This is a genomic window from Wolbachia endosymbiont (group A) of Myopa testacea, assembly GCF_964027115.1.
Taxonomy (GTDB): Bacteria; Pseudomonadota; Alphaproteobacteria; order Rickettsiales; family Anaplasmataceae; genus Wolbachia.
Window position 1 is genome coordinate 935808 of sequence record NZ_OZ034729.1, and the last position, 21565, is coordinate 957372.

Sequence of the window (21565 nt, forward strand, 5' to 3'; positions counted from 1 at the left end):
TTAAGTATCTATATATAATAAAAGAATAAAAGGAATTTTATGAATAACATTACTATTAATTACGCAAAGGATAGCAAATTAACCGATTTTGGAAAAGCAGTTCTATCAGACAGGTATTTAATAGAAAATGAAAGTTACCAAGACCTCTTTGCACGTATTGCTAATTACTATTCTGATAACAAAAAACATGCGCAGCGTCTTTATGACTACATGAGCAACTTGTGGTTCATGCCTTCAACACCAATACTCAGCAATGGTGGCACCAAGAGAGGGTTGCCTATCTCTTGCTTTCTTAATGAAACCGAAGACAGCTTGCAGGGAATAGTTGACTTATGGAATGAAAATGTTTGGCTTGCTGCACGTGGAGGAGGCATAGGTAGTTATTGGGGAAATTTACGTTCAATTGGTGAAAGTGTAAAAGGTAGTGGTAAAACATCAGGAATTGTACCATTTATTGTGGTGCAAAATGCTCTAACGCTCGCAATTAGTCAGGGATCCTTAAGGCGAGGAAGTTCAGCAGTCTATCTTCCTGTATCTCATCCGGAGATAGAAGAGTTTCTGGATTTGCGCAAGCCAACAGGCGGTGACCCAAATCGCAAAGCGTTAAATATACATCATGCTGTAATAGTAACAGATAAATTTATGCAGGCTGTTGAGAATGATCAAGAATGGAATTTAATAAGCCCTCACAACAATAAGGTTATTTCAACTGTAAAAGCGCGGGATATATGGATCAAAATATTAACAGCAAGAGTTGAAACTGGAGAACCTTACATTATTTTCCTTGATGCAACAAATAACAATAAGCCAGAATCTTACAAAAAGCTCAACTTAGACATCAAGATGTCAAATCTATGCAGTGAAATAACTTTAACTACAGGTTATGATCACCTGAATAAGTCACGCACTGCTGTGTGTTGTCTATCATCCGTAAACCTTGAGTACTACGAAGAATGGAAAGACAATAAACTCTTCATAGAAGATATAATGCGCTTTCTTGATAATGTATTGGAAGATTTCATAAATAAAGCACCGAATGAAATGCAGCGAGCAAAATATTCTGCAGCCAGAGAACGCAGTATTGGTCTTGGTGTGATGGGGTTTCATTCATTTTTACAAAGCAAAATGGTTCCTTTTGAATCAGTAATAGCACAACAATGGAATAAAAAAATATTTAAGTATTTACGTGAGCAAGCAGATATAGTTTCTAAAAAATTAGCAGAGGAAAAGGGGGCATGTCCTGATGCCAAAGAAGTTGATCTAATGGAAAGGTTTACACACAAGCTCGCTATTGCTCCAACTGCCTCAATCTCCATTATTGCAGGCAATACCTCTCCTGGAATAGAGCCATATGCAGCAAACGTATTCATACAAAAGACACTGACAGGCTCATTTGTAGTGCGAAATAAATTCTTGCAAAAACTATTAGCAGAAAAAAATCAAGACAATGATAAAATATGGTCTTCAATTTCGACAAACGAGGGTTCCGTTCAGCATTTAGATTTTCTTAGTGAGCATGAAAAATTGACATTTAAAACAGCGTACGAGCTTGATCAAAGATGGATTATAGAACATGCAAGTGATAGAACTCCGTATGTTTGTCAGTCTCAATCAGTCAATCTGTTCTTGCCTGCCAACATACACAAACGTTACTTACATAAAATACACATGCTTGCCTGGAAAAAAGGATTGAAGAGCTTATATTACTGCAGATCACAATCAATGCAGAGAGCTGACAAGGTTTCGCATGACATATTCAAAAAAAGTGAAATATTGCAACACAAAACAGATATTGACTACGATGAATGTTTGTCATGCCAATAGTGACCTTATTCAAAAAAAGTAGAGAGAAAGTTAAGCAAATGGGTAAGGAAATATAATAGACTTCTTGCATAACCATATAACGAACTTTTCTTGGGAATAGAAACGAAAAAACTTCCTTGACAAACTCCGCCAGCCCCTTATTATGACAGTAAGGGTATTTATGACTCAAAACTTGTTTTTGACCTGCAGGCTCAATGACAAAATTCAGTAAAAAACTTAGGGTGTTTTTTGGCGGATTACATAAAATTATAGCGGCTGCATGTCTTTTAAATTTTTTCTACATTCAGCCAAAACGCGCTTAAACTAAGCTTCAGCACATTATTACAGCGCCACTTACAGTAATATAGAGTCAAAACTCGCACCACGGGAGTTCTTTGCCTTTTTTTTCATTTGGTAAATTTCTTAATGTTTGTAGCTAAAGCAATTTGAGATACCGAAAATGGTGTCATTCCAGCGCGTGACGCTAGAATCTAGTCTTTATTATGCAGCCACTTATTTAAAGTTAAGTTTTCTGGATCCAAGTAGTCTGGGCACTGGGATGACACCGTCACAAAGGAACCAGTGTCAGCTACTCGGATGACACCGTCTTGGATGGAAAGGCTGGATTCCAGACTGGAATGACATCATAGTGGCACTGCCTTCATAAAGGAACCAGTGTCAGCTACTTAGATGCACCATTTACAACCACTCCCCTACCCTTTCTAGCTGTTTATAGCTGTTAAATCTCAGGAATTTATCAAAATATGGAGAGGCAATAAAAGGTGTGGAATTACTTAAATAATTAGATAAAAAACCAGGCAGATCATTTTTTAATTCTTGCATTTTGTATCTATAATTTTGTATAGAAATAACTTTTATTTTATCATAATCAAGTTTCCAATAAGCAAGTTCTGAAACTTCTCTTTTTGTTATATGTTCTACCGCTAAGGCTTGCAAAATTAACTGTGGAAAAAACCCCGACATCACTTCTTCATTGGAAGGTGGTGAACCAAGCTTATAGTCTATAATTGCTACTTGCCCACTTGGTAGATACTCAACTCTATCACATCTTACTGTCAGTAAAATTTCTTGTGGGATCAGATCTCTATTTGTCATCCAAGCAGTTTCATACTGGGATACATCATCACAAGAAATATAGATTCCAGCGTCACGCGCTGGAATGACACCAATATGAAATATCGGACAGGTAAAACTCTTTTCCAACTCAACATAATTGCTTCGAGTCTCATCAAATTCGACAAAAGATTGAATTATCCTTTGCAGTCTTACCCACCACATATTTGAAAAATTAAACTGACTAGTCGAGAATGCTTTTCGTGCAATGCTCATTGGCGACCTTTTGTTGCGTAAATATCTTGCAAGAATGTTGTGCACCATAGTGCCAAATTCCAATATCGATGGCTTAAAATTCAAGTCTCTTAATTGTTTAAGGCCCAGTATATATTCAACGTAAAATGAATAAGGATTACGAATTAGCTTTTCTATTGCACTGCAAAACATCACCTGCATTTTTTCTTTTCTAACTTCGGTTTGAGGTTTTGGCATAGGCTGAGTACATGGAACAGTACATTCAGGCGTATTTAATATCCTCAGCCAATCGCGATACGGCTGTTTCCCCTCCTTGAGCAGAATTTCCAAACGCTGCAATAGAATTGGTTTTCTATGGCTTAGCGATCTTGTAATATAAACCTTACTTGCACAAAACAAATTGTGTAAAGTATAAAAAAAATACCCCTGCTCTTCTTGCGCAGAAGGAAGGTTAAATTTTTCTCTCGTAAGTGCATTCAAAAGCGGACTTTGAAAGCTTGGCGCTTCATTAAATCCAGCGAGTATTACAACTTTGTTGTGATATAAGCTGAATTTATTCAAGTCATTTGCTACAGAGAAAAACTCTTTCTCTAAAAATAAGGTCAGAATTTGGCTATATAACTCTAAGGAGCACTTAATTTCTATACCCTCACATGCATTCAAGAAATTACAGGTGAAATTACCTATTTCACTATTTAGCTCTGAAAAATTTATACCAGATAGCACATTAATACACTGCAAATGAGTTACCACCACATCAGAAATAGGGCAATTTATAGAGTTAAGTAAAAGATTAAGTATAGCCTCTAACCTATTGATAATAAGTAATATATCCTCTTTGTGTTTTAGCTTTTTATAGGTATTAATAGCATCTATAATATCTTTAAGGCCATTTGTACTAAAGTTGCGTAATATCTCTATTTCAAATTCAGATAAAATCTGAGAGTACTCTTCTTGAGTGTAATCAAAAGTCACTAGCCTATGTTTAAGGAGCGAAAGTAATGACACACTGCTCCAATTTGAGGTCAAAACTTCGATACTATAAAGTAGGAGTGTTATATAAGGATAATTTTCCGGTATGGCACTGTGTTGCCTTGATAAACATGCTATACGAGCTGCAAGTAATTTATCAAAGACAACCAAAGAAACGTTTTCATAACCTTCATTCTCTATAATTAATGATGTCACTTGTGCTTCTTCCTCTCTGGAATCACAAGTGATGACTTCAATATTGCCAATATGTCCATTACTAACTTTGCTTAGATCGGCAGTTGTATCAAAAACATAGTCAGTTATTTCATTCTCTATAGTGTTCAAGCAGCTAACATCCCTTCTATCCACTTTTAAATAATCGAGCAGATCTTTCAGGCAATATTGATAATGTTTTTTATCAAGTGATTGCCAATCTTTCTCTTTAATTTTCAAATTCAGATTAGGAAAAATTATTTTTCCAAACGGCAGGTCATATATAGCCTTAATTAACGACTTATCCTTTCCAATTCCAACAAAGATTATATGTTGGCCTTTCTGTAAAGAGATTATCATATTGTTTATGTAATCACTCTTATGTTCTAATATATCTACTACTCCTAAATCTTTTAAAATTTTATTCCAACTCTCAATGAGTAAGCTTATGAAATTCTCTATTTTTTTTGAATGTTCATCGAATTGATAACAATCCGTTGTTTGGGTAGATTGAATTTTATCAAGCAATGATGGCAGGCTATAAGCTAAATCAATGGGGAAATTATCATTATTTTTCCTATTCCACTCCAATATGAATTGAATAAGTAGCAGCGTCCTCTTTGTTGGATTGATAACTTTAACTCTATCAAGATGTAATATTAAATCCTCTTCATCAATGTTTTCCAGTGAAACTATCTCTGGCAAAATTATGCATTTTTTAGCGTTATAATTCTTGAACGCACTCAGCAGCGCTATTACATCCCTTTTGCAGGGAAGTATGATCTTTATCTCGGGAATTTTTTCTCTTTCATATTCAGAAAATATGTGCTGAACCAATACATTGAAAAAGGACTCATCCACATTAACGGTAAAAACTCTTCCCACTAACAGTAACAATTAATACAATATTTTATTATATAGAAATCACTCAAAATATAAATGTGCTCGCAGTTTCTTATGCTATGATATATTAAAGTCTTTCACAATATTACATGGCAAACATCAGAATAGAAGTTTTAAATAAATGTGAACAAGTTGGCCGCAGAAGGGTAGTTAATGTTTACTTGATTTACATAAGCAAAGAATTACCATCAAAATTACATGAAGAAATTTGTGGGCTATTTTATAATAAAGTCATACAAGACTGCCGTTATTATTCCTACAATGAAAACCTTGAAGAAGTTCAATATAACTTCATAGAACCACAAGCAAAATGGGGCTTGGAGATAAGCTTTTTACCTGGCATGACCGACAATGTAGGCAACACAGCAAAACAAATTATTACAGAATATTTAATAAGCAAAGGCTATATCGACCAGCCTGTCATCCCAGCCCTCCCTTCTGTCATCCAAGTAGCTGACACTGGGATCCAGAAAGAGAAAACGCAGATTCCAGCGTCACGCGCTGGAATAACACCAATTGAGATCAAAGCAAGAAGTTCAAAATTGATTCTAAGTCAAGGGAATTTGCCAACTGAAGATGATATAAAACAAGAATTCAACCCTATCACTGAATATTGCACACTTATCTGTAAGAACTATAGCTGGAAATATTATGGTAAATACAAAGCAAACTCTTCAGCGCTCTCTTACTTGTCATCCCAGTGCCCAGACACTGGGATCCAGAAAAAAGATGTAGATTCCAGTGTCAGCTACTCAAATGACACCATTAATGGTAAAGCCAAATCTGTTGACCTCAATGTGAGTGACCAAGAGCTTGAAAAAATCAGCAGAGATGGAATCGATGGTAATGGCACTTTAGGGCTCTCGCTGGCAGCAATGAAAGCTATAAAGGATTACTTTAAAAAACTCGGTAGAAATCCATATGATATTGAACTTGAGTCTCTGGCACAGACTTGGTCTGAACATTGTAAACACAATATTTTTTGCTCCCCTATTGATGAAATAAAAGACGGTCTATATGCTCATTATATTAAGCGTGCAACGCGTGAGATAAATTCTGACATATGCGTGTCAGTTTTCTCCGACAACGCAGGAGGAATAACTTTTGATGACGATTACTTGATTGTAGATAAAGTTGAAACTCACAATAGCCCTTCAGCTCTTGATCCATTTGGTGGAGCAATGACCGGAGTGCTTGGAGTTAATCGTGATATAGTGGGTTTCGGGAAAGGCGCGGAGCCTATAATGAATACCTATTACTTTTGCTTTGCCAAAGAAGCAAAAGGCAAATTTTATAGGGACAAGGAGCGTACTGATGAGATTTTACCGCCAAAATATATAATGAAAGAAGTGATTCATGGCGTTAATGTTGCTGGCAACTGCTGCGGTATTCCAACACAACTTGGATCAGTATATTTTGACGATAGATTTTGTGGAAAGCCGCTGGTCTTTGTTGGAAGTGTTGGAACTATTCCGCGCAGTATAAATAATGTACCTTCACACATCAAAGGGCCTAAAAACGGCGATAAAATCGTAATTATTGGTGGAAGAGTTGGAAGAGATGGAATTCACGGTGCAACGTTTTCTTCAGAGGCTTTGTCGGGAAACAGCCCTTCAACGATTGTGCAAATTGGCGACCCAATAACACAAAAAAAACTATCCAATGCCGTCATAAAAGCAAGAGAGCTTGGTCTTTATAATGCAATAACGGATAATGGAGCAGGCGGTCTATCATCGTCCATTGGTGAAATGGGAAAAAACGGATTTGAAGTTGATTTGAGCAAGGTTCTCCTTAAAAACGATGGTATGGCTCCGTGGGAAATATGGATATCAGAATCACAAGAGAGAATGACCTTAGCAGTGCCAGAAGAAAATCTTCCTATGTTTAAGCAAATCATGAAAAAACATGATGTGGAGGTTTGTGTGATTGGAGAGTTTAACGAAAGTGGTAAAGCTGTTGTTAAATGTCCTGAAGGGAAAGTAATAATGGACATCGAAACTGAATTTCTGCATGACGGTAATCCCAAAGTGCATTTACAGACAAAGCCATGGTCTAAAGCCCCCTACCCTTTCATCCAAGTAGCTGACCAGCCAGCGTCACGCGCTGGAAATCCGTCTTTTTTAGAAGTCGAGCTAAAAGAAATGCTAAGCAGACCAAACATACGCAGCAAAGAGTTTATAGTGGTACAATATGACCATGAGGTTCAAGGATCGTCAATACTGAAACCACTGCAAGGCAAGGGAAGAGTGTGCAGTGAAGCTGTTGTCTCGAGGCCAGTCCTTTCTTCAAACAAAGGTGTTGTAAAATCGCAGGGATTTGGCTCAAGTTATGGAGAAATTGACACTTATCACATGGCAGCATGTGCGATTGACACTGCAATACGCAACTACGTAGCTGCAGGAGGAAATATAAATCATCTAGCGTTGCTCGACAATTTTTGCTGGTGCGATGCTTATAATCCAGAAAGGCTATGGCAGCTAAAGAGAGCTGCAGAGGCTTGTTACGACTTTGCAACTGCATTTAAAACGCCATTCATATCCGGAAAAGACAGTATGTTCAATGACTTCAAGGGATATGACGAAAATGGCGAGAAAGTGATGATATCTGCACCACCTTCATTACTCATTTCAGCAATTGGAGTTATAGAAAATATTGAAAATGCGGTATCGCTTGATGTGAAAATGCCAGGGGACTTGATATATGTGCTTGGTACAACCCACGATGAGCTTGGCAGATCTGAATATCAGTTATATAGTGGAATAGATAATAACAACGTGCCAAAAGTTGATGCAAAGAGCGCTAGGAAGTTGTATGAGCGTTACAACCAGGCAATAAAAGATGGCATAATTGCCTCTGCAATTGCACCAAACTTGGGCGGATTAATTATTGCTCTGGCAAAATCGCTAATTGCAGGAGACCTTAGTGCTGAAATCGATCTTTCACTAGTACCAATAGGAAAAATACAAAATACAGACATAATAAACAAGATAATAATGTTTTCTGAATCGCAAAGTAGAATTTTGGTTACTATTGCACCACAAAATCAGCAGAGGTTTGAAGCGTTGTTTGAAGATGCGGCTTATTCATGTATTGGCAAAGTAACAGAGAAAAAGGTGCTAAACATAAAGGATGTTTTAAAAGTAAATCTGAAAGATTTGGAAAATAGTTATTATATAGCTAAAGTAACTTAGGTTTACAGACGATTTGATAAACGACAAACTCTTCATCCCGCTGCTTGTTAGCGGCCGCGGCGGTATGACGTAGGAAAACCTTTCTTGGGTAGCTATAGCATGTCAGTTTAAAATGTTTTTTTTCCATTAGGTTAAATAACTCTTTCACTATGTGCAATATTTACTTAAAATAAATGTATGTTATTAAATTTAGTTAGGTAATTATGTCTATTTTACTGACACTCTTATTTATCAGTCTTTCTTTACTCAACGCTTCAAATAAATTGATGATATGTGCTGCTTTATTTATAGGAGCTGCTTTAGTTGTAAATTCAATAGTTGAATTTTATGGCAAAGAAAAAGCTACGTATAGCTTAATAGTGTGTACAGCGCTATGCTATATTTTAAAATGGCAAAGTTTTAGTTTGATGATATTGACTTCATATGCTGCAATTTTAGTATCTCTTCTCTCGAGCATAATTGTTTTTGAAAAATTGAAGTCCAAGTTGAATTTTCATATGGCAAATTTCATTACTTTAATTATGGCATCAGTAATTGATAGTGCCGTTGTATGTGTTGGATTACTATACAAATTTTCTGCAGGTAAATGCTTATCAATATATACTAGAGATTTAATTTTTAAGTTTTCTTATGCGTCAGTATTAAGCATCTGCTTGTTTGTAGGAATGTATTTATTTTGCTTGGCGAACAAGAAGTATTTTAAGATTTCCACATAACCTGTTTTCTGATATAGTTAAACTGACTTTGGGTCCTGGGGATGTATTTGGTGGTCCTAATACGTAACAACAGTTTAGAATTTATAGGTAGTAGATTTGCCCTAAGACTCTAACACAAGTTGTACAGCCCTACGTCATACCGCCCGGTATCTCAGCATAGATTCCGCTAACAAGTAGCGGAATGACGATTTATCAAACGCTGCCCAATTTTCCGTAACAGTTAAAAAATCAATAGAAAATCAACATATCACTGTAAATTCATGTATTTTAAGGCTATAATGGTTAAAATACGTTATATAGTATAATATGGACGATTTTATAAGAGTTAAGGGTGCAAGGGAACATAATCTGCAAGGTATAGATGTCAATATACCGAAAAATAAGCTAGTTGTTATAACTGGGCTAAGTGGTTCTGGTAAATCTAGTCTCGCATTTGATACGATTTATGCAGAAGGCCAACGCCGATACGTTGAAAGCCTATCAGCTTACGCGCGTCAATTTCTCAACATTCAGGATAAACCAGATGTTGAGTCGATTACAGGTCTTTCCCCTGCAATATCTATCAACCAGAAATCGATCTCAAAAAATCCAAGGTCAACAGTTGGAACTGTTACCGAAATTTACGATTACTTGCGCTTAGTATATGCACGAATAGGGGTTCCTTATTCACCTGCAACTGGATTACCGATAACAAAGCAAACTGTATCTCAAATTGTAGATACTATAATTGCGTTACCTTTAGAAACTAAAATATATATACTTGCCCCTGTTGTGCGTGGTAGAAAGGGAGAACATCTCAAAGAGATATTGGAAATTAAAAGACAAGGTTACGTAAGGTTCAAAATAGATGGTGAAGTGTACAATGTAGATGACTTGCCTAAACTCGATAAGAACAAGAAACACGACATTTTTGTGGTTGCAGATAGAATATCAATATTGGGCGATATAGGAAATCGACTGCCAAGTAGTATAGAATCCGCACTAAAACTTGGTAATGGTCTAATGTATGTAGAAGTAGTAAACCTACCTGACAACCATAATTCCGAGTATAAAAATGGTCAAATTCTGACTTTTTCAGAGAATTTTGCATGCCCCGAGTCTGGTTTCACTCTTGAGGAAATAGAACCAAGATTATTTTCTTTTAACAGCCCTTACGGTGCATGTGGTTCGTGTAATGGGCTTGGTAAAAAGCTGGCTGTTGATGTAAAGCTGATAGTGCCAGATGAAACTCTTTCAATATCTGAGGGTGCTTTAAAGCCAGTAGGACCAATGTTCTGTCAAGTGCACACAAGTTATAGATTTCTAAAAAGTGCACTTCTATCACTGGCTGAAAATTGTAAATTTAGCCTTGATGTTCCGTGGAAGAACATAGATCAAGAAGTAAAAGATATGATACTCTTTGGCTCTAATAAATTTCAAGGTTTGATTAGTATCTTGGAGAACCAGATGGATTATGATGAAACGCTTGTTGAGCGATACTGCTCTGTTATTCATTGTAAGGAATGTACTGGCTATAGATTGAGAAAAGAAGCACTCACAGTGAAAATTGATAGCAGACATATAGGTGAAATATCAGGGCTCAGCATCGATAAATCCCTTAAGTGGTTTGAAAATTTGCCAGACAAGCTCACAGAACAACAGAAGCAAATCTCAAGTAAAATATTAAATGAAATAATCAAGAGGCTAGCATTTCTAAAGAATGTAGGGTTGAATTACCTAACGCTCGATCGAGAATCTAGCACTCTCTCTGGCGGTGAGAGTCAGAGGATCAGACTTGCTTCGCAAATTGGCTCTGGTTTAACAGGAGTGCTGTATGTGCTTGATGAACCCTCGATAGGCCTTCATCAATTCGATAATGATCGGTTAATTGCTACACTGAAAGACTTGAGAGACATGGGTAACACTGTAATCGTTGTTGAGCATGATGAAGATACAATAATGGCTGCTGATTATGCGATTGATATTGGTCCTGGAGCTGGCGTAAATGGTGGAAAAGTTATTGCAGAAGGAACACCAGACCAGGTGCAAAGAAATTCAGGGAGCATAACAGGGCAATATTTGAGTGGAGAGAAAAAAATTTTAATTCCAAGGAGAAGAAAGCAAGCAACTCAGTTCATAAAAGTAATAAATGCATGTGAAAATAACTTAAAAAATGTGAACGTTAAATTTCCTATAGGGAATCTTATTTGTGTTACTGGAATATCAGGAGGGGGAAAATCAAGTTTAGTCATAGAAACGTTATATAAATATTCAGCACATAAGATATATCATTCGTCTGCACGGTATGGTCGGTGTGATAGAATAGAAGGCCTTGAATATATAGATAAAGTTATAGAAGTTGATCAGTCGCCAATTGGTAGAACTCCTGCGTCAAATCCAGCAACATATGTCGGTATGTTTACTCATATAAGAAATTGGTTTGCAGGTCTTTCGGAGTCAAAAGCAAGGGGATATAACATAGGCCGGTTTTCATTTAATACCAGAGGGGGAAGGTGTGAGGCTTGTAAAGGTGATGGGCACTTAAAGATAGAGATGCATTTTCTACCGGACGTTTATGTGAAGTGTGAGCAGTGTAAAGGGCGAAGGTATAATCGTGAAACATTGGAAGTTACTTATAAAGGAAAATCAATCTCTGATGTGCTTGATATGACGATAGATCAGGCTTGTGATTTTTTTGAAAACCTTCCAATGATAAAAGAAAAGTTGGTTTCTTTGCAGGAAGTGGGGCTTGGCTATATAAAACTCGGACAGTCGTCAACAACGTTGTCTGGGGGTGAAGCACAACGAATAAAGCTATCCAAAGAGCTATCAAAACGATTTACCGGAAGAACATTGTATATTCTTGATGAGCCAACAACTGGATTACACTTTGAAGATATAAATAACTTACTAAAAATACTCCATAGATTAGTCGATCTGGGAAACACTGTTATAGTTATCGAGCACAATTTGCACGTTATAAAAACTGCAGATTATATAATAGACATCGGACCAGAGGGCGGAATAAAAGGCGGAGAAGTGATTGCTACAGGAACTCCAGAAGAAGTGGTAAAAATTCCAGAAAGTGTTACAGGCAGGTATCTTAAAACATATTTATTAAATCAAGCATAAACTATTTCTTAATTATATTAGGCTAGGTTGCATATTTATGATTTGGAGATAAGAATGTCAGTATATCGATACTTTAGAAGGTACGTTGAATATGGAGTTGTACCTGCTAAGAGAGCAGAAGATTGCACACTAGTTCCAGAAAATAGTTTCTATAAGTCTGTACATTATGTTGATAATATATTAGGACCTGTAAAAGATGTAATTTGTGGAGTTGAGAGTAAAGACAATTATAACAAGTATTATAAAAACAATGATAAATGTGAATACGTGGGCCACAGAGCAGAGGAAGTGTTTCCACTTTGTGAACAGGGTGCTTTTCTAGCAGCTAGCATAATATTGCAACCTTTATTTTTGATGGTGGCATATTCGTCATACTTTCCAGCCAAGTTATTGTCAAAAATAACAGGGGACTATTGTTTAAAAGCAAGTACAAAATCATTAGTTGATCATTCAAATGCATTTTTAAGTGCTGGGCAAGATTGTGCTAGTGCAGTAGCTGAAGTATTTAACAAGATTGTAAGTTATGCTTGCGCTGCTATCATTTGGGCTGCCGCGTCAATGATAACGCCACTTGTGTGGGCTTGCAACAAAGTGCAAAGTAAGTTAAGTGAAATACAGGAGCCAGAAAAACATCAGCTTTTATCTAATCGGAGTGATTCGGAGACTACTTTAGTCAATGGTATACCGCAAACTGATTTATAAGTTCTGCTTTTTCAGCAGTGGCTCAGTTTGAATTACATTGAGATGAAATAAAAAGTGAAAGAGTGTAAGCACAAGTTACTTTAGCTATACTATATAAATTTTATAATATATTTAATGAATTGTGAACCTTCTCTTACTAAAAAAAGCTACAAATCTTATATTTCCGAACGTATGCGTAAGTTGCGAATATATCATTGATGAAAATCTTAATCTGTGTAGTGAATGCAACAAAAAAATCAATTTTCTAACTAAGCATTACTGCAATGTTTGTGGCGTAGTAATCTCAGACAACATTCATACGTGTGGTAAGTGCATCATCAATCCTCCACCGTTTAAAGTATTAAGATCAGTTTTTGCTTATGATCAACATAGTAAAAACATGATTATAAATTTCAAATTTTTTGATAATTTGAATTACGTAAAAATCTATGCAAAGTGGACACACCAAGCTAATCAGGATACGTTTCAGAACGGAGAGGTCATAATTCCTATACCGTTACATAAAATGTGCTTGCTTAAACGTAAATATAATCAAGCAGCATTGCTTGCAAAAGAGTTGAGTAAGTTGTCCAATTTATCCTATACGCCATTTGCAATAAAATGTCTTCGCCATACTGCGCCTCAAGCTGGTCTTTCACTTAAACAGCGTGAAAAAAATTTGAAAAAGGCTTTTAGCATAAGCAACAAGAAAATTATCGAAAATAAAATCGTGATATTAGTTGATGATGTGGTAACAACCGGAGCAACTGTAAGATCTTGCTCTCAAGAAATTTTAAACTCCGGTGCAAGAGAAGTGAGAGTGCTATCACTTGCAAGAACGGTGAATGATTGTGAAACTATTACGTAAAAATCTTGACTTGTTTTTGTTTTATCTATAAAATAATTTATAGTAAATAGTTTTTGGAGAGCGTACGAGTATAAAAGAGCAAGAATCAAAAGAAAGTGACATAATTGAAGAAATTAAGCAAAAGCTGCTCGCATGTAACCAAGATACATAAAATCAGTGGAAAAGACTTAATTTTCACATAGATCATTTATTTGAAATACGGCAAGAGATTAACCATGCTTCTCGGTATTATACTACTGCGTTAAACATTGCTGCTCATAAAGGCTTAGTAAAAACAGTAAGACGTCTACTGGAGAAAGGTGCAGAGGTTAGTACACGCGATGGTGGTGGATACACTGCTCTGCATTGTGCCGCTAGCAGCGGTAATACGGAAATAATAGAATTACTACTGGAGCAAGGAGCACATATTCACTCATGTTCTAAACTTGGCTCAACACCGCCGCATTTTGCTCCTACTAATAATCATATAAATGCAGTGAGGTGCCTGTTAAATAAAGGAGCTAGTCCTTTAGCACTAGATAATAATAATTCCATTCCCATTATGTTTGCTACAGACAAAGAGGTGATTGCTGTCTTGGAGAAAGCAGAAGAAGAAAAACATAAGAAAGAAATGGAATGTAAGAAAAAAAGGCAAGCAAAAATGATTGCTGTAGGTGGTATTGCAACTGCATTGATAGTGGCGGGTATTGGATACATTGTTGAATTACCTATACTAGTAACTATTGGTATATCTGTATCCATTGCATTAGTATCTGTTTGCATTGCGTACGTAATGTCAAAACCTAACACTAAAATGGAAGAAACAGAGAGCTCTGTATAGGAAATTGGTCAGAGTATATAGGTCAAGATAAAACTTTACTTTTAATAACCTCAACATCACTAAACTCAAAGGTTTGATTCCCTATGATTTGAAATCTTTCGTGCCCCTTTCCTGCAACTAGCAGAATCATACCCTCGTTATAGGCAATATCTACTCCTTTCTCTATAGCTTCTCTTCTATCTTCTATCTCTAGCGCATTAGGGCAATGTAGTAAAATACCACGACGAATTTCTGCAGGATTCTCATCACGCGGATTGTCATCCGTGATTATCACTTTGTCTGCATATATTTGTGCTACTTTACCCATTTCTGCGCGTTTTGTTTGATCACGATTGCCACCACAACCAAAAACTAGAATTATTTTTTTATTAAAATGCCATTTTAAAGACAATAGGGCTTGTTTAAGCGCACTTGGAGTATGAGCGTAATCCACAAATGCAAAAGGTTTCACTTTTTCCATTCTTCCTGGTGGAGAAACGAGTTTTTCTACACATATTTCTCTGTAATTCAGTCCAGACGAGGTAACTATACCCATTGCACACAACAGATTATATGCTTGAAATTGCCCCAGAACCGGAAAAAACGTATCATAAATTTCACCACCAATTTTTATTGTAAGGTGTTGACCATTAGGGGTTGGTGTTTGCTCCAATAAAGTAATATCAGAGCCTGTTTTTCCATAGGTGATAATTTTGTTGCTGCGTTTTTCAGCTATCTTAAGCAACGCGTAGTATTCATCTATATCCGTATTTAAAATCGCTGTTTTTCCTTCTGGTAATACCTCGTAAAATAACCTTTTTTTAGTTTCTAAATATTCACCAAGATTTTTATGGTAATCTAAATGATCTTGCGAGAAATTAGTAAAAGCTGCAGCACTCAACTTTAATCCATGGATTCTATATTGATCAATCCCATGACTTGATGCTTCTAACACTAAGTGTTCTACATTTATACCACGCAATGTTGCGTAAAGGTCATCTGCATCTGGAGTGGTAAGACTGTTGCTATTACCTTTTCTACCATTATTGATGCATGTTCCAAGTGTTCCAATAGACGCAGCATTATAGCCAGAGTTTTGCCAGATCTGGCGGCAAAATTCTACTACTGAAGTTTTACCATTCGTACCCGTTACAGCAGCAACATATTTGGGCTGTTTGAATTGATAAAACCTGCTGACTATTTCGCTGTATATTTCTTGAGGATTTGGGTGGAAAATATGAATTCCAGCGTCACGCACTGGAATGACACCATTTGTTATGCAATCACTTGCAATTATCGCTTTAGCTCCACAAGATAATATCTGATCTATGTAAACCCTATCCCTTTCTGACACACAAACGAAAAGATAACCTTCCTTGACTCTCTTGGGATTACATGTAACGCCCTTGATTTCAACGTCAAAGTTAACATCAACAATATCATGCAGTAATTCTCTCAGTTTCATGTCCTACTTCATCGTTTTGAAAGTCTAAACATGGTAACCTTTTTAGTGCGTCATTAAGGTCAAAGATTAAATCTTCAGGATCTTCCAGTCCACAAAATATTCGCACGAAACTTCCACCACAATCTGAATTCATTACAGATCTTGACATAGATCTACGATCTACTGGTAATATCAAACTGTCGCACCCTCCCCAAGAAGCACCAATACTAAAAATTTTCATATGATCAACCATGCAGCTTAGTTCTTCACATGAATATTCTCTATCCAGTGCTATACTGAATGTGCCGCTTGCTCCTTTGAAGTAACTTTTCCATAATTCGTGTTGAGGATGGGAGGGAAGTGCTGGATATAAAACCTTTCTAACTTTTTGCTGTGCTTCTAGCCACTTTGCCACTTCCATTGCTGTATTTTGGTGCCTTTTCATACGTGTGTGCAGTGTTCTTAGTCCCCTGTGTGCAAGGTAGCAGTCGTGCGATTGAATGGTTACTCCATAATTTTTATAGCTCTCATAAAGCAATTTAAAAATTTCACCTTCAGCAATAATAGCTCCCATAACTAAATCTGAGTGACCGGCTAGATACTTTGTCACTGAATATAGTGCAACATCAATTCCATAATCAAGCGGCTTAAATAACAAAGGAGTGGCCCATGAATTGTCGCAAACGGTTACGATTCCATGTTCTTTAGCAACTTTTACTATATGCTCTATATTCGAAATCTCAAATATTATAGAACCAGGAGTCTCGATCATTATCAATGAAGTATTACTCTGAATTAAATCAGTTATATCCTGCGTTGGATCATAAAAAGTTACTTCTGTTCCTCTTTTTGGTAGCTCATTTTCTGCAAACCTCCTAAGCCTATAATAACTATTATCTTGAATTAAAACGTGCGAGCCTGCTTTAGTGAAAGTCAAAATAGCAAAAGTAAGTGCAAATAGTCCGGAAGGATAAATAAGCGCTTGTCCACTCCCTTCAATTTCAGCCAGTGCATTTGAAAGATAATGGACAGTAGGAGTACCAACATTACTGTAGCTATAATCCCTTGCAACACCATCGTTGATTACATCGTATATACTTTCTCCATTTGCTGCATTTAAGTAGTCCTTGTAAGTAGGAAATAATATGGTAGAAGAATGATAAACTGGCGGGTTCATAGAACCTTTATAGTCATTAAATTTTCTTCCTGCTTTAACTAATATAGACTCTTCCTTCACATTTTTATTATTTATTTTTTAAATTGTACTCGTTTTGCGTATACAAGTGAAGAGAAATTGCATGTATTAGCTCTATCTTACCCTTCAATAACTCATAAATCAACTTATGTCTTTTTAGAATTCTCATTCCAATAAAGCCGTCAGATATTAATATTAATTTAATGTGCGAAGGTAATGTTGAAGATGAAGCAAAATAATGATCAGCATGCTTTGCTGATTCATCGACAATGTTGATATCAATTAAATCTATCGAATCGCGTATCTTTTCTTCTATTGTTTTAATAATATCCATAATGGTTTCTTTAAGCAACAACATGCTCCTCTTGTCATCCAAGTAGCTGACACTGGGATGACAGGAAAAGTGATATAACACACCCTTATTTATTCTCTTCCTTATTATCTATGTCTTGATAATCAGAATCTACTACCTTTTCTTCTTTATCATTTGGATTCCCTTCTGATGAAAAGCCATTTCCAGCACTATTTTGTTGTGAGGCATTATACATAGCTTCTCCAAGTTTCATAGATAATTGAGAAAGATTAGTAACTTTCTGCTGGATTGAATCAGCGTCATCAATGTTATCAGATTTACTAACTTCTTTTAATTCGTTAACTGCATTTTCAATAGCAGATTTATCTTCTGGTGAAACTTTATCACCATACTCTGTCAGAGACTTTTCTGTAGAATGAACTAAACTATCCGCTTGATTCTTCTCTTCAATAAACTTTTTGCGCTTTTTATCTTCTTGCGCTTTTTCTTCAGCTTCTTTTACCATGCGATTTATTTCATCATCAGATAGACCACCTGAAGATTGAATGCGTATTTTTTGCTCTTTTCCAGTAGCTTTATCTTTTGCAGAAACGTGTGCTATTCCATTTGCATCTATGTCAAATGTTACTTCGATCTGAGGAACTCCACGAGGAGCAGGAGGTATCCCTTCCAAACTAAACTGACCAAGTAGCTTGTTATCAACCGCCAATTTTCTTTCACCTTGATGTACCTTAATTGTAACGGCTGTTTGGTTATCTTCTGCAGTTGAAAACACCTGAGATTTTTTAGTAGGAATAGTAGTATTACGTTCAATAAGTGGAGTGAATACTCCTCCTAGAGTCTCAATACCAAGAGAAAGTGGAGTCACGTCAAGTAGTAACACATCTCTTACATCACCTTGAATGATTCCCGCCTGTATTGCAGCTCCAATTGCTACAACTTCATCAGGATTTACTCCTCTATGTGGATCTTTGCCAAAGAATTCTTTAACTTTCTCTATGATTTTTGGCATACGAGTCATGCCACCAACGAGAACCACTTCGCCAATTTGACTAGCAGACAAACCAGCATCCTCAAGAGCTTTTTTACAAGGAGCCATAGTTCTTTCGATTAAACCATTCACTAAGCTTTCAAGTTTTGCTCTCGTTAATTTCATATTTAAGTGTTTTGGACCACTTGCATCAGCTGTAATAAACGGTAGATTTATTTCCGTTTCCATTGCACTTGATAATTCAATTTTCGCTTTTTCAGCAGCTTCTTTGATTCTTTGCATAGCCATTGGATCATTTTTCAAATCAATGCCATTACTTTTCTTGAATTCATCTAGTAAATAACTCACTATTGCGTTATCAAAGTCTTCACCTCCAAGATGAGTGTCACCATTTGTAGCCTTTACTTCAAAAACCCCTTCACCTATTTCAAGTATTGAGACATCAAATGTACCACCACCAAGGTCATATACCACTATTGTGTGCCCATGTTTCTTATCAAGACCATAAGCAAGCGCTGCAGCAGTCGGTTCATTTACTATTCTGAGCACATTTAATCCGGCGATTTTTCCTGCATCTTTTGTTGCTTGACGTTGAGAGTCGTTGAAGTATGCTGGCACTGTTATCACAGCATCTTTTACTTCCTCTCCAAGATAAGCTTCTGCTGCTTCTTTCATGTTTTGTAGTATGAATGCACCAATTTGACTAGGAGAGTATTCTTTATTATCAGTGGTTTTAACCCATGCATCACCATTTTTTGCTGCAAACACTTTATACGGCACGTTTAGATTTTTCATTTCAGAATCACCGTATTGACGGCCTATTAATCTCTTAGTAGCAAAAAAAGTATTACTTGCATTGGTGGTTGCTTGTCTTTTTGCAGGAGCGCCAATCAACCTTTCTCCTGACGAAGTAAATGCAACTATAGATGGAGTAGTTCTTGCCCCTTCTTTATTTTCTATTACCTTTGTATCCTTGCCCTGCATTATTGCAACACAAGAATTTGTTGTTCCGAGATCTATGCCTATTGCTCTTCCCATAATGAGTACCCCATTGTAAATATTATCTGATATAAGAATATATAAGTACAGGACTTATTAATTACAAGCCCAATTTAGGGTTTCTAATTAGTTATTAGAACTTAAAAAGCGCGAAAGCCATTTAGTCAGCCAAAAATTGCCTCGTAGTTTATTTGAATTATCAACTTCTTCATTGCTGCTATCCTCAATTTGGTATCCAGAGTTCTGTAATGGCTTATAACCGTTTGAATTAACATCATCTCCTTGTTTTAAAACAAATGTATTTACATCTAAACTGTTATCAATACTAATGTTCAATGTAATATTAAACTCTTTTTCGATTGTAGAAACTGTATTCCGTTTATTATTAAAAATATGCGCTATAACCGCACTATGCGCTACTAAATCAAAAGACTTATTTTGGTTCCTATGAGCAATGTGTTGTAAATCCCTTAGTATCGATGCAACAATTACTTCGTTCGATTTTACTCTTCCAATACCCTTGCAGTGTAAACACTCTGTAGTATTAATTTCTTGTATGTTTGGTTTAATTCTTTGTCTTGAAAATACCATTAAACCAAAGTCATTTATGTAGCTAAATTGAACTTTAGCTTTATCGTCTTTAAACGCTTGCTTTATAGCAGACTCAACAGCTCTGCAATACTGATATTTCAACATGTCAATAAAATCGACTACTATTAATCCTGATAGGCCCCTAAGATTCACTTGTCTTGATATTTCAGGTACTGCTTCCATATTGGTTCTATAAGCTGTTTCTTCTATGCTATCTTCTCCTGTCATCTTTCCTGAATTTACGTCTATTGAAACAAACGCCTCAGTTAAAGTTATTACCAAAGACCCACCAGATGGCAACTCTACCCTATTGCTATATAACTCAGAAATTTGATCTTCGATTCCATAGTAAGTAAAGATTGGGATAGAACCTCTATACAATCTGTAACGCAACTTACTACCTTTTAATGCATTTTTAGTATATTGTCTCACTGCTTCAAAAGCTTCCTTCCCAGATACTATGACTTCTATACCATCGCTACAAAAATCACGAACAGATCTCATAATTACATCTGCTTCATTGTAAATTAATGATGGAGCATTTACAGAGAAGGCATTTTTTTGAATGCTCTGCCATAATGAGGATAAGTCATTGTAATCCTGCTCAATTTCTTTCTTATCTTTTCCTGAACCAACAGTTCTTACTATTAAACCTGATCTTTTTGGCAAGTTTATTGAACTCAGTATATCCTTTAACTGCTTTCTGACATTAGCATCTTCAATTCTGCGAGACACTCCACCTTTACTCATGGAATTTGGCATGAAAACACAGTATCTACCCACTAAAGTTATGTATGTTGTAAATGAAGCTCCTTTATTGCCTCGTTCCTCTTTAGTTAGCTGGACCAATACTTTTTGATTTACTGAAATAACATCTTGTAATTTGTATTTTTTATATAAAGGTACCTCTCTTACAAAACCACTACCTAACTCGTTGACATTCTTACTAGCTGCAGAATCTGAAGAAACATTTGCTGAAGCTTCTTCTGTACAATCGTCATTTGAGTAGCCCTCAAAGATAGTTTCCTTTTCTTTTTCTGGAATATTGAAGTAATCTAGAGATATCTCGGAAAAAGATAAAAAACCTTGCTTGTTTTTTCCATATTCAATAAATACGGCTTGCAAAGAAGGCTCTACACGCTTTACATAAGCAACGTATATATTACCTCTTAATTGTTTTTTTTCCTTGAATTCTTGTTCAAATTCTACAACCTTATTATTAACTGATAAGGCAACTCTTACCTCATTAGAACAGGCAGAATTTTCTATCAATAATAACCTTTTGCCACTATTTACCACTTATTTACCGTTTGCTTTTCATTCTGAAGTTAACTTCATGCTACTTAATGCATTGTTGATTGTCAAGAATTTTACGATCTGCATTATTCGGTTGACTTTTAGTGTTTTGCGTAATAAACTCGTATAGAATTCATTATATCATTATAA

The 21565-nt window shown here is 36.1% G+C and carries 13 protein-coding genes and 1 pseudogene; 8 read left to right on the forward strand and 6 right to left on the reverse strand.

The window, feature by feature from the left end; genetic code table 11:
- The first annotated feature begins 39 nt into the window (after nucleotides 1-39).
- Entirely contained in the window at nucleotides 40-1824 is a 1785-nt protein-coding gene (locus AAGD91_RS04685) for a ribonucleoside-diphosphate reductase subunit alpha (protein WP_341820793.1), read from the forward strand.
- 678 nt (nucleotides 1825-2502) lie between these two features.
- Here the strand turns inward: AAGD91_RS04685 and AAGD91_RS04690 are convergent.
- Entirely contained in the window at nucleotides 2503-5202 is a 2700-nt protein-coding gene (locus AAGD91_RS04690; protein WP_341820794.1) for a PD-(D/E)XK nuclease family protein, read from the reverse strand.
- A gap of 107 nt (nucleotides 5203-5309) precedes the next feature.
- Between AAGD91_RS04690 and AAGD91_RS04695 the strand changes: the two genes are divergently transcribed.
- The 7 genes and pseudogenes from AAGD91_RS04695 to AAGD91_RS04720 all read left to right on the forward strand — a co-directional run bounded on the left by AAGD91_RS04695 (nucleotide 5310) and on the right by AAGD91_RS04720 (nucleotide 14607).
- Complete coding sequence (locus tag AAGD91_RS04695) at nucleotides 5310-8411, forward strand: phosphoribosylformylglycinamidine synthase subunit PurL (protein ID WP_341820795.1); 3102 nt, start codon at nucleotides 5310-5312, stop codon at nucleotides 8409-8411.
- A gap of 203 nt (nucleotides 8412-8614) precedes the next feature.
- A complete protein-coding gene (locus tag AAGD91_RS04700) occupies nucleotides 8615-9127 on the forward strand; it encodes a hypothetical protein (RefSeq protein ID WP_341820796.1) in 513 nt (170 codons plus the stop codon).
- 306 nt (nucleotides 9128-9433) lie between these two features.
- Complete coding sequence (gene uvrA, locus AAGD91_RS04705; RefSeq protein WP_341820797.1) at nucleotides 9434-12238, forward strand: excinuclease ABC subunit UvrA; 2805 nt, start codon at nucleotides 9434-9436, stop codon at nucleotides 12236-12238.
- A gap of 54 nt (nucleotides 12239-12292) precedes the next feature.
- On the forward strand, nucleotides 12293-12940 hold the full coding sequence (locus tag AAGD91_RS04710; protein WP_341820798.1) for a hypothetical protein: 648 nt from the start codon (nucleotides 12293-12295) through the stop codon (nucleotides 12938-12940).
- 121 nt (nucleotides 12941-13061) lie between these two features.
- Nucleotides 13062-13787 carry a ComF family protein gene (locus tag AAGD91_RS04715; RefSeq protein WP_341820799.1) on the forward strand — a complete coding sequence of 242 codons (726 nt, stop codon included), beginning with the start codon at nucleotides 13062-13064 and terminating at the stop codon, nucleotides 13785-13787.
- Nucleotides 13788-14034: 247 nt separating this feature from the next.
- Nucleotides 14035-14217, forward strand: a pseudogene (locus AAGD91_RS06400) (ankyrin repeat domain-containing protein); the annotation flags it as partial.
- A gap of 111 nt (nucleotides 14218-14328) precedes the next feature.
- A complete protein-coding gene (locus tag AAGD91_RS04720) occupies nucleotides 14329-14607 on the forward strand; it encodes a hypothetical protein (RefSeq protein ID WP_341820800.1) in 279 nt (92 codons plus the stop codon).
- Nucleotides 14608-14629: 22 nt separating this feature from the next.
- On the opposite strand, the gene AAGD91_RS04725 is transcribed toward AAGD91_RS04720, so the two are convergent.
- The 5 genes from AAGD91_RS04725 to AAGD91_RS04745 form a co-directional block, all read right to left on the reverse strand.
- Nucleotides 14630-16051, reverse strand: coding sequence for a UDP-N-acetylmuramoyl-L-alanyl-D-glutamate--2,6-diaminopimelate ligase (locus tag AAGD91_RS04725; RefSeq protein WP_341820801.1), 1422 nt, complete (start codon nucleotides 16049-16051; stop codon nucleotides 14630-14632).
- Nucleotides 16026-17267, reverse strand: a complete 1242-nt coding sequence (gene metC / locus AAGD91_RS04730) for a cystathionine beta-lyase (RefSeq protein ID WP_341820802.1) — start codon at nucleotides 17265-17267, stop codon at nucleotides 16026-16028. Before metC ends, AAGD91_RS04725 begins: the two co-directional genes overlap by 26 nt.
- A gap of 7 nt (nucleotides 17268-17274) precedes the next feature.
- Complete coding sequence (locus AAGD91_RS04735) at nucleotides 17275-17559, reverse strand: BolA family protein (protein ID WP_341820803.1); 285 nt, start codon at nucleotides 17557-17559, stop codon at nucleotides 17275-17277.
- A gap of 85 nt (nucleotides 17560-17644) precedes the next feature.
- The gene (gene dnaK / locus AAGD91_RS04740) at nucleotides 17645-19567 is read right to left on the reverse strand and encodes a molecular chaperone DnaK (RefSeq protein WP_341820804.1); all 1923 of its coding nucleotides are present in this window, start codon (nucleotides 19565-19567) and stop codon (nucleotides 17645-17647) included.
- An 87-nt stretch (nucleotides 19568-19654) separates the two neighbouring features.
- The gene (locus AAGD91_RS04745; RefSeq protein ID WP_341820805.1) at nucleotides 19655-21418 is read right to left on the reverse strand and encodes an Rne/Rng family ribonuclease; all 1764 of its coding nucleotides are present in this window, start codon (nucleotides 21416-21418) and stop codon (nucleotides 19655-19657) included.
- Between the last annotated feature and the right edge of the window lie 147 nt (nucleotides 21419-21565).

Excerpts from the sequence above, each read along its gene's own strand:
- dnaK (WP_341820804.1), bottom strand. The coding sequence starts at position 19,567 with ATGGGAAGAGCAATAGGCATAGATCTCGGAACAACAAATTCTTGTGTT.
- AAGD91_RS04710 (WP_341820798.1), top strand. The coding sequence starts at position 12,293 with ATGTCAGTATATCGATACTTTAGAAGGTACGTTGAATATGGAGTTGTA.
- AAGD91_RS04735 (WP_341820803.1), bottom strand. The coding sequence starts at position 17,559 with ATGGATATTATTAAAACAATAGAAGAAAAGATACGCGATTCGATAGAT.
- AAGD91_RS04695 (WP_341820795.1), top strand. The coding sequence starts at position 5,310 with ATGGCAAACATCAGAATAGAAGTTTTAAATAAATGTGAACAAGTTGGC.
- AAGD91_RS04725 (WP_341820801.1), bottom strand. The coding sequence starts at position 16,051 with ATGAAACTGAGAGAATTACTGCATGATATTGTTGATGTTAACTTTGAC.
- AAGD91_RS04685 (WP_341820793.1), top strand. The coding sequence starts at position 40 with ATGAATAACATTACTATTAATTACGCAAAGGATAGCAAATTAACCGAT.
- AAGD91_RS04720 (WP_341820800.1), top strand. The coding sequence starts at position 14,329 with ATGTTTGCTACAGACAAAGAGGTGATTGCTGTCTTGGAGAAAGCAGAA.
- uvrA (WP_341820797.1), top strand. The coding sequence starts at position 9,434 with ATGGACGATTTTATAAGAGTTAAGGGTGCAAGGGAACATAATCTGCAA.
- AAGD91_RS04700 (WP_341820796.1), top strand. The coding sequence starts at position 8,615 with ATGTCTATTTTACTGACACTCTTATTTATCAGTCTTTCTTTACTCAAC.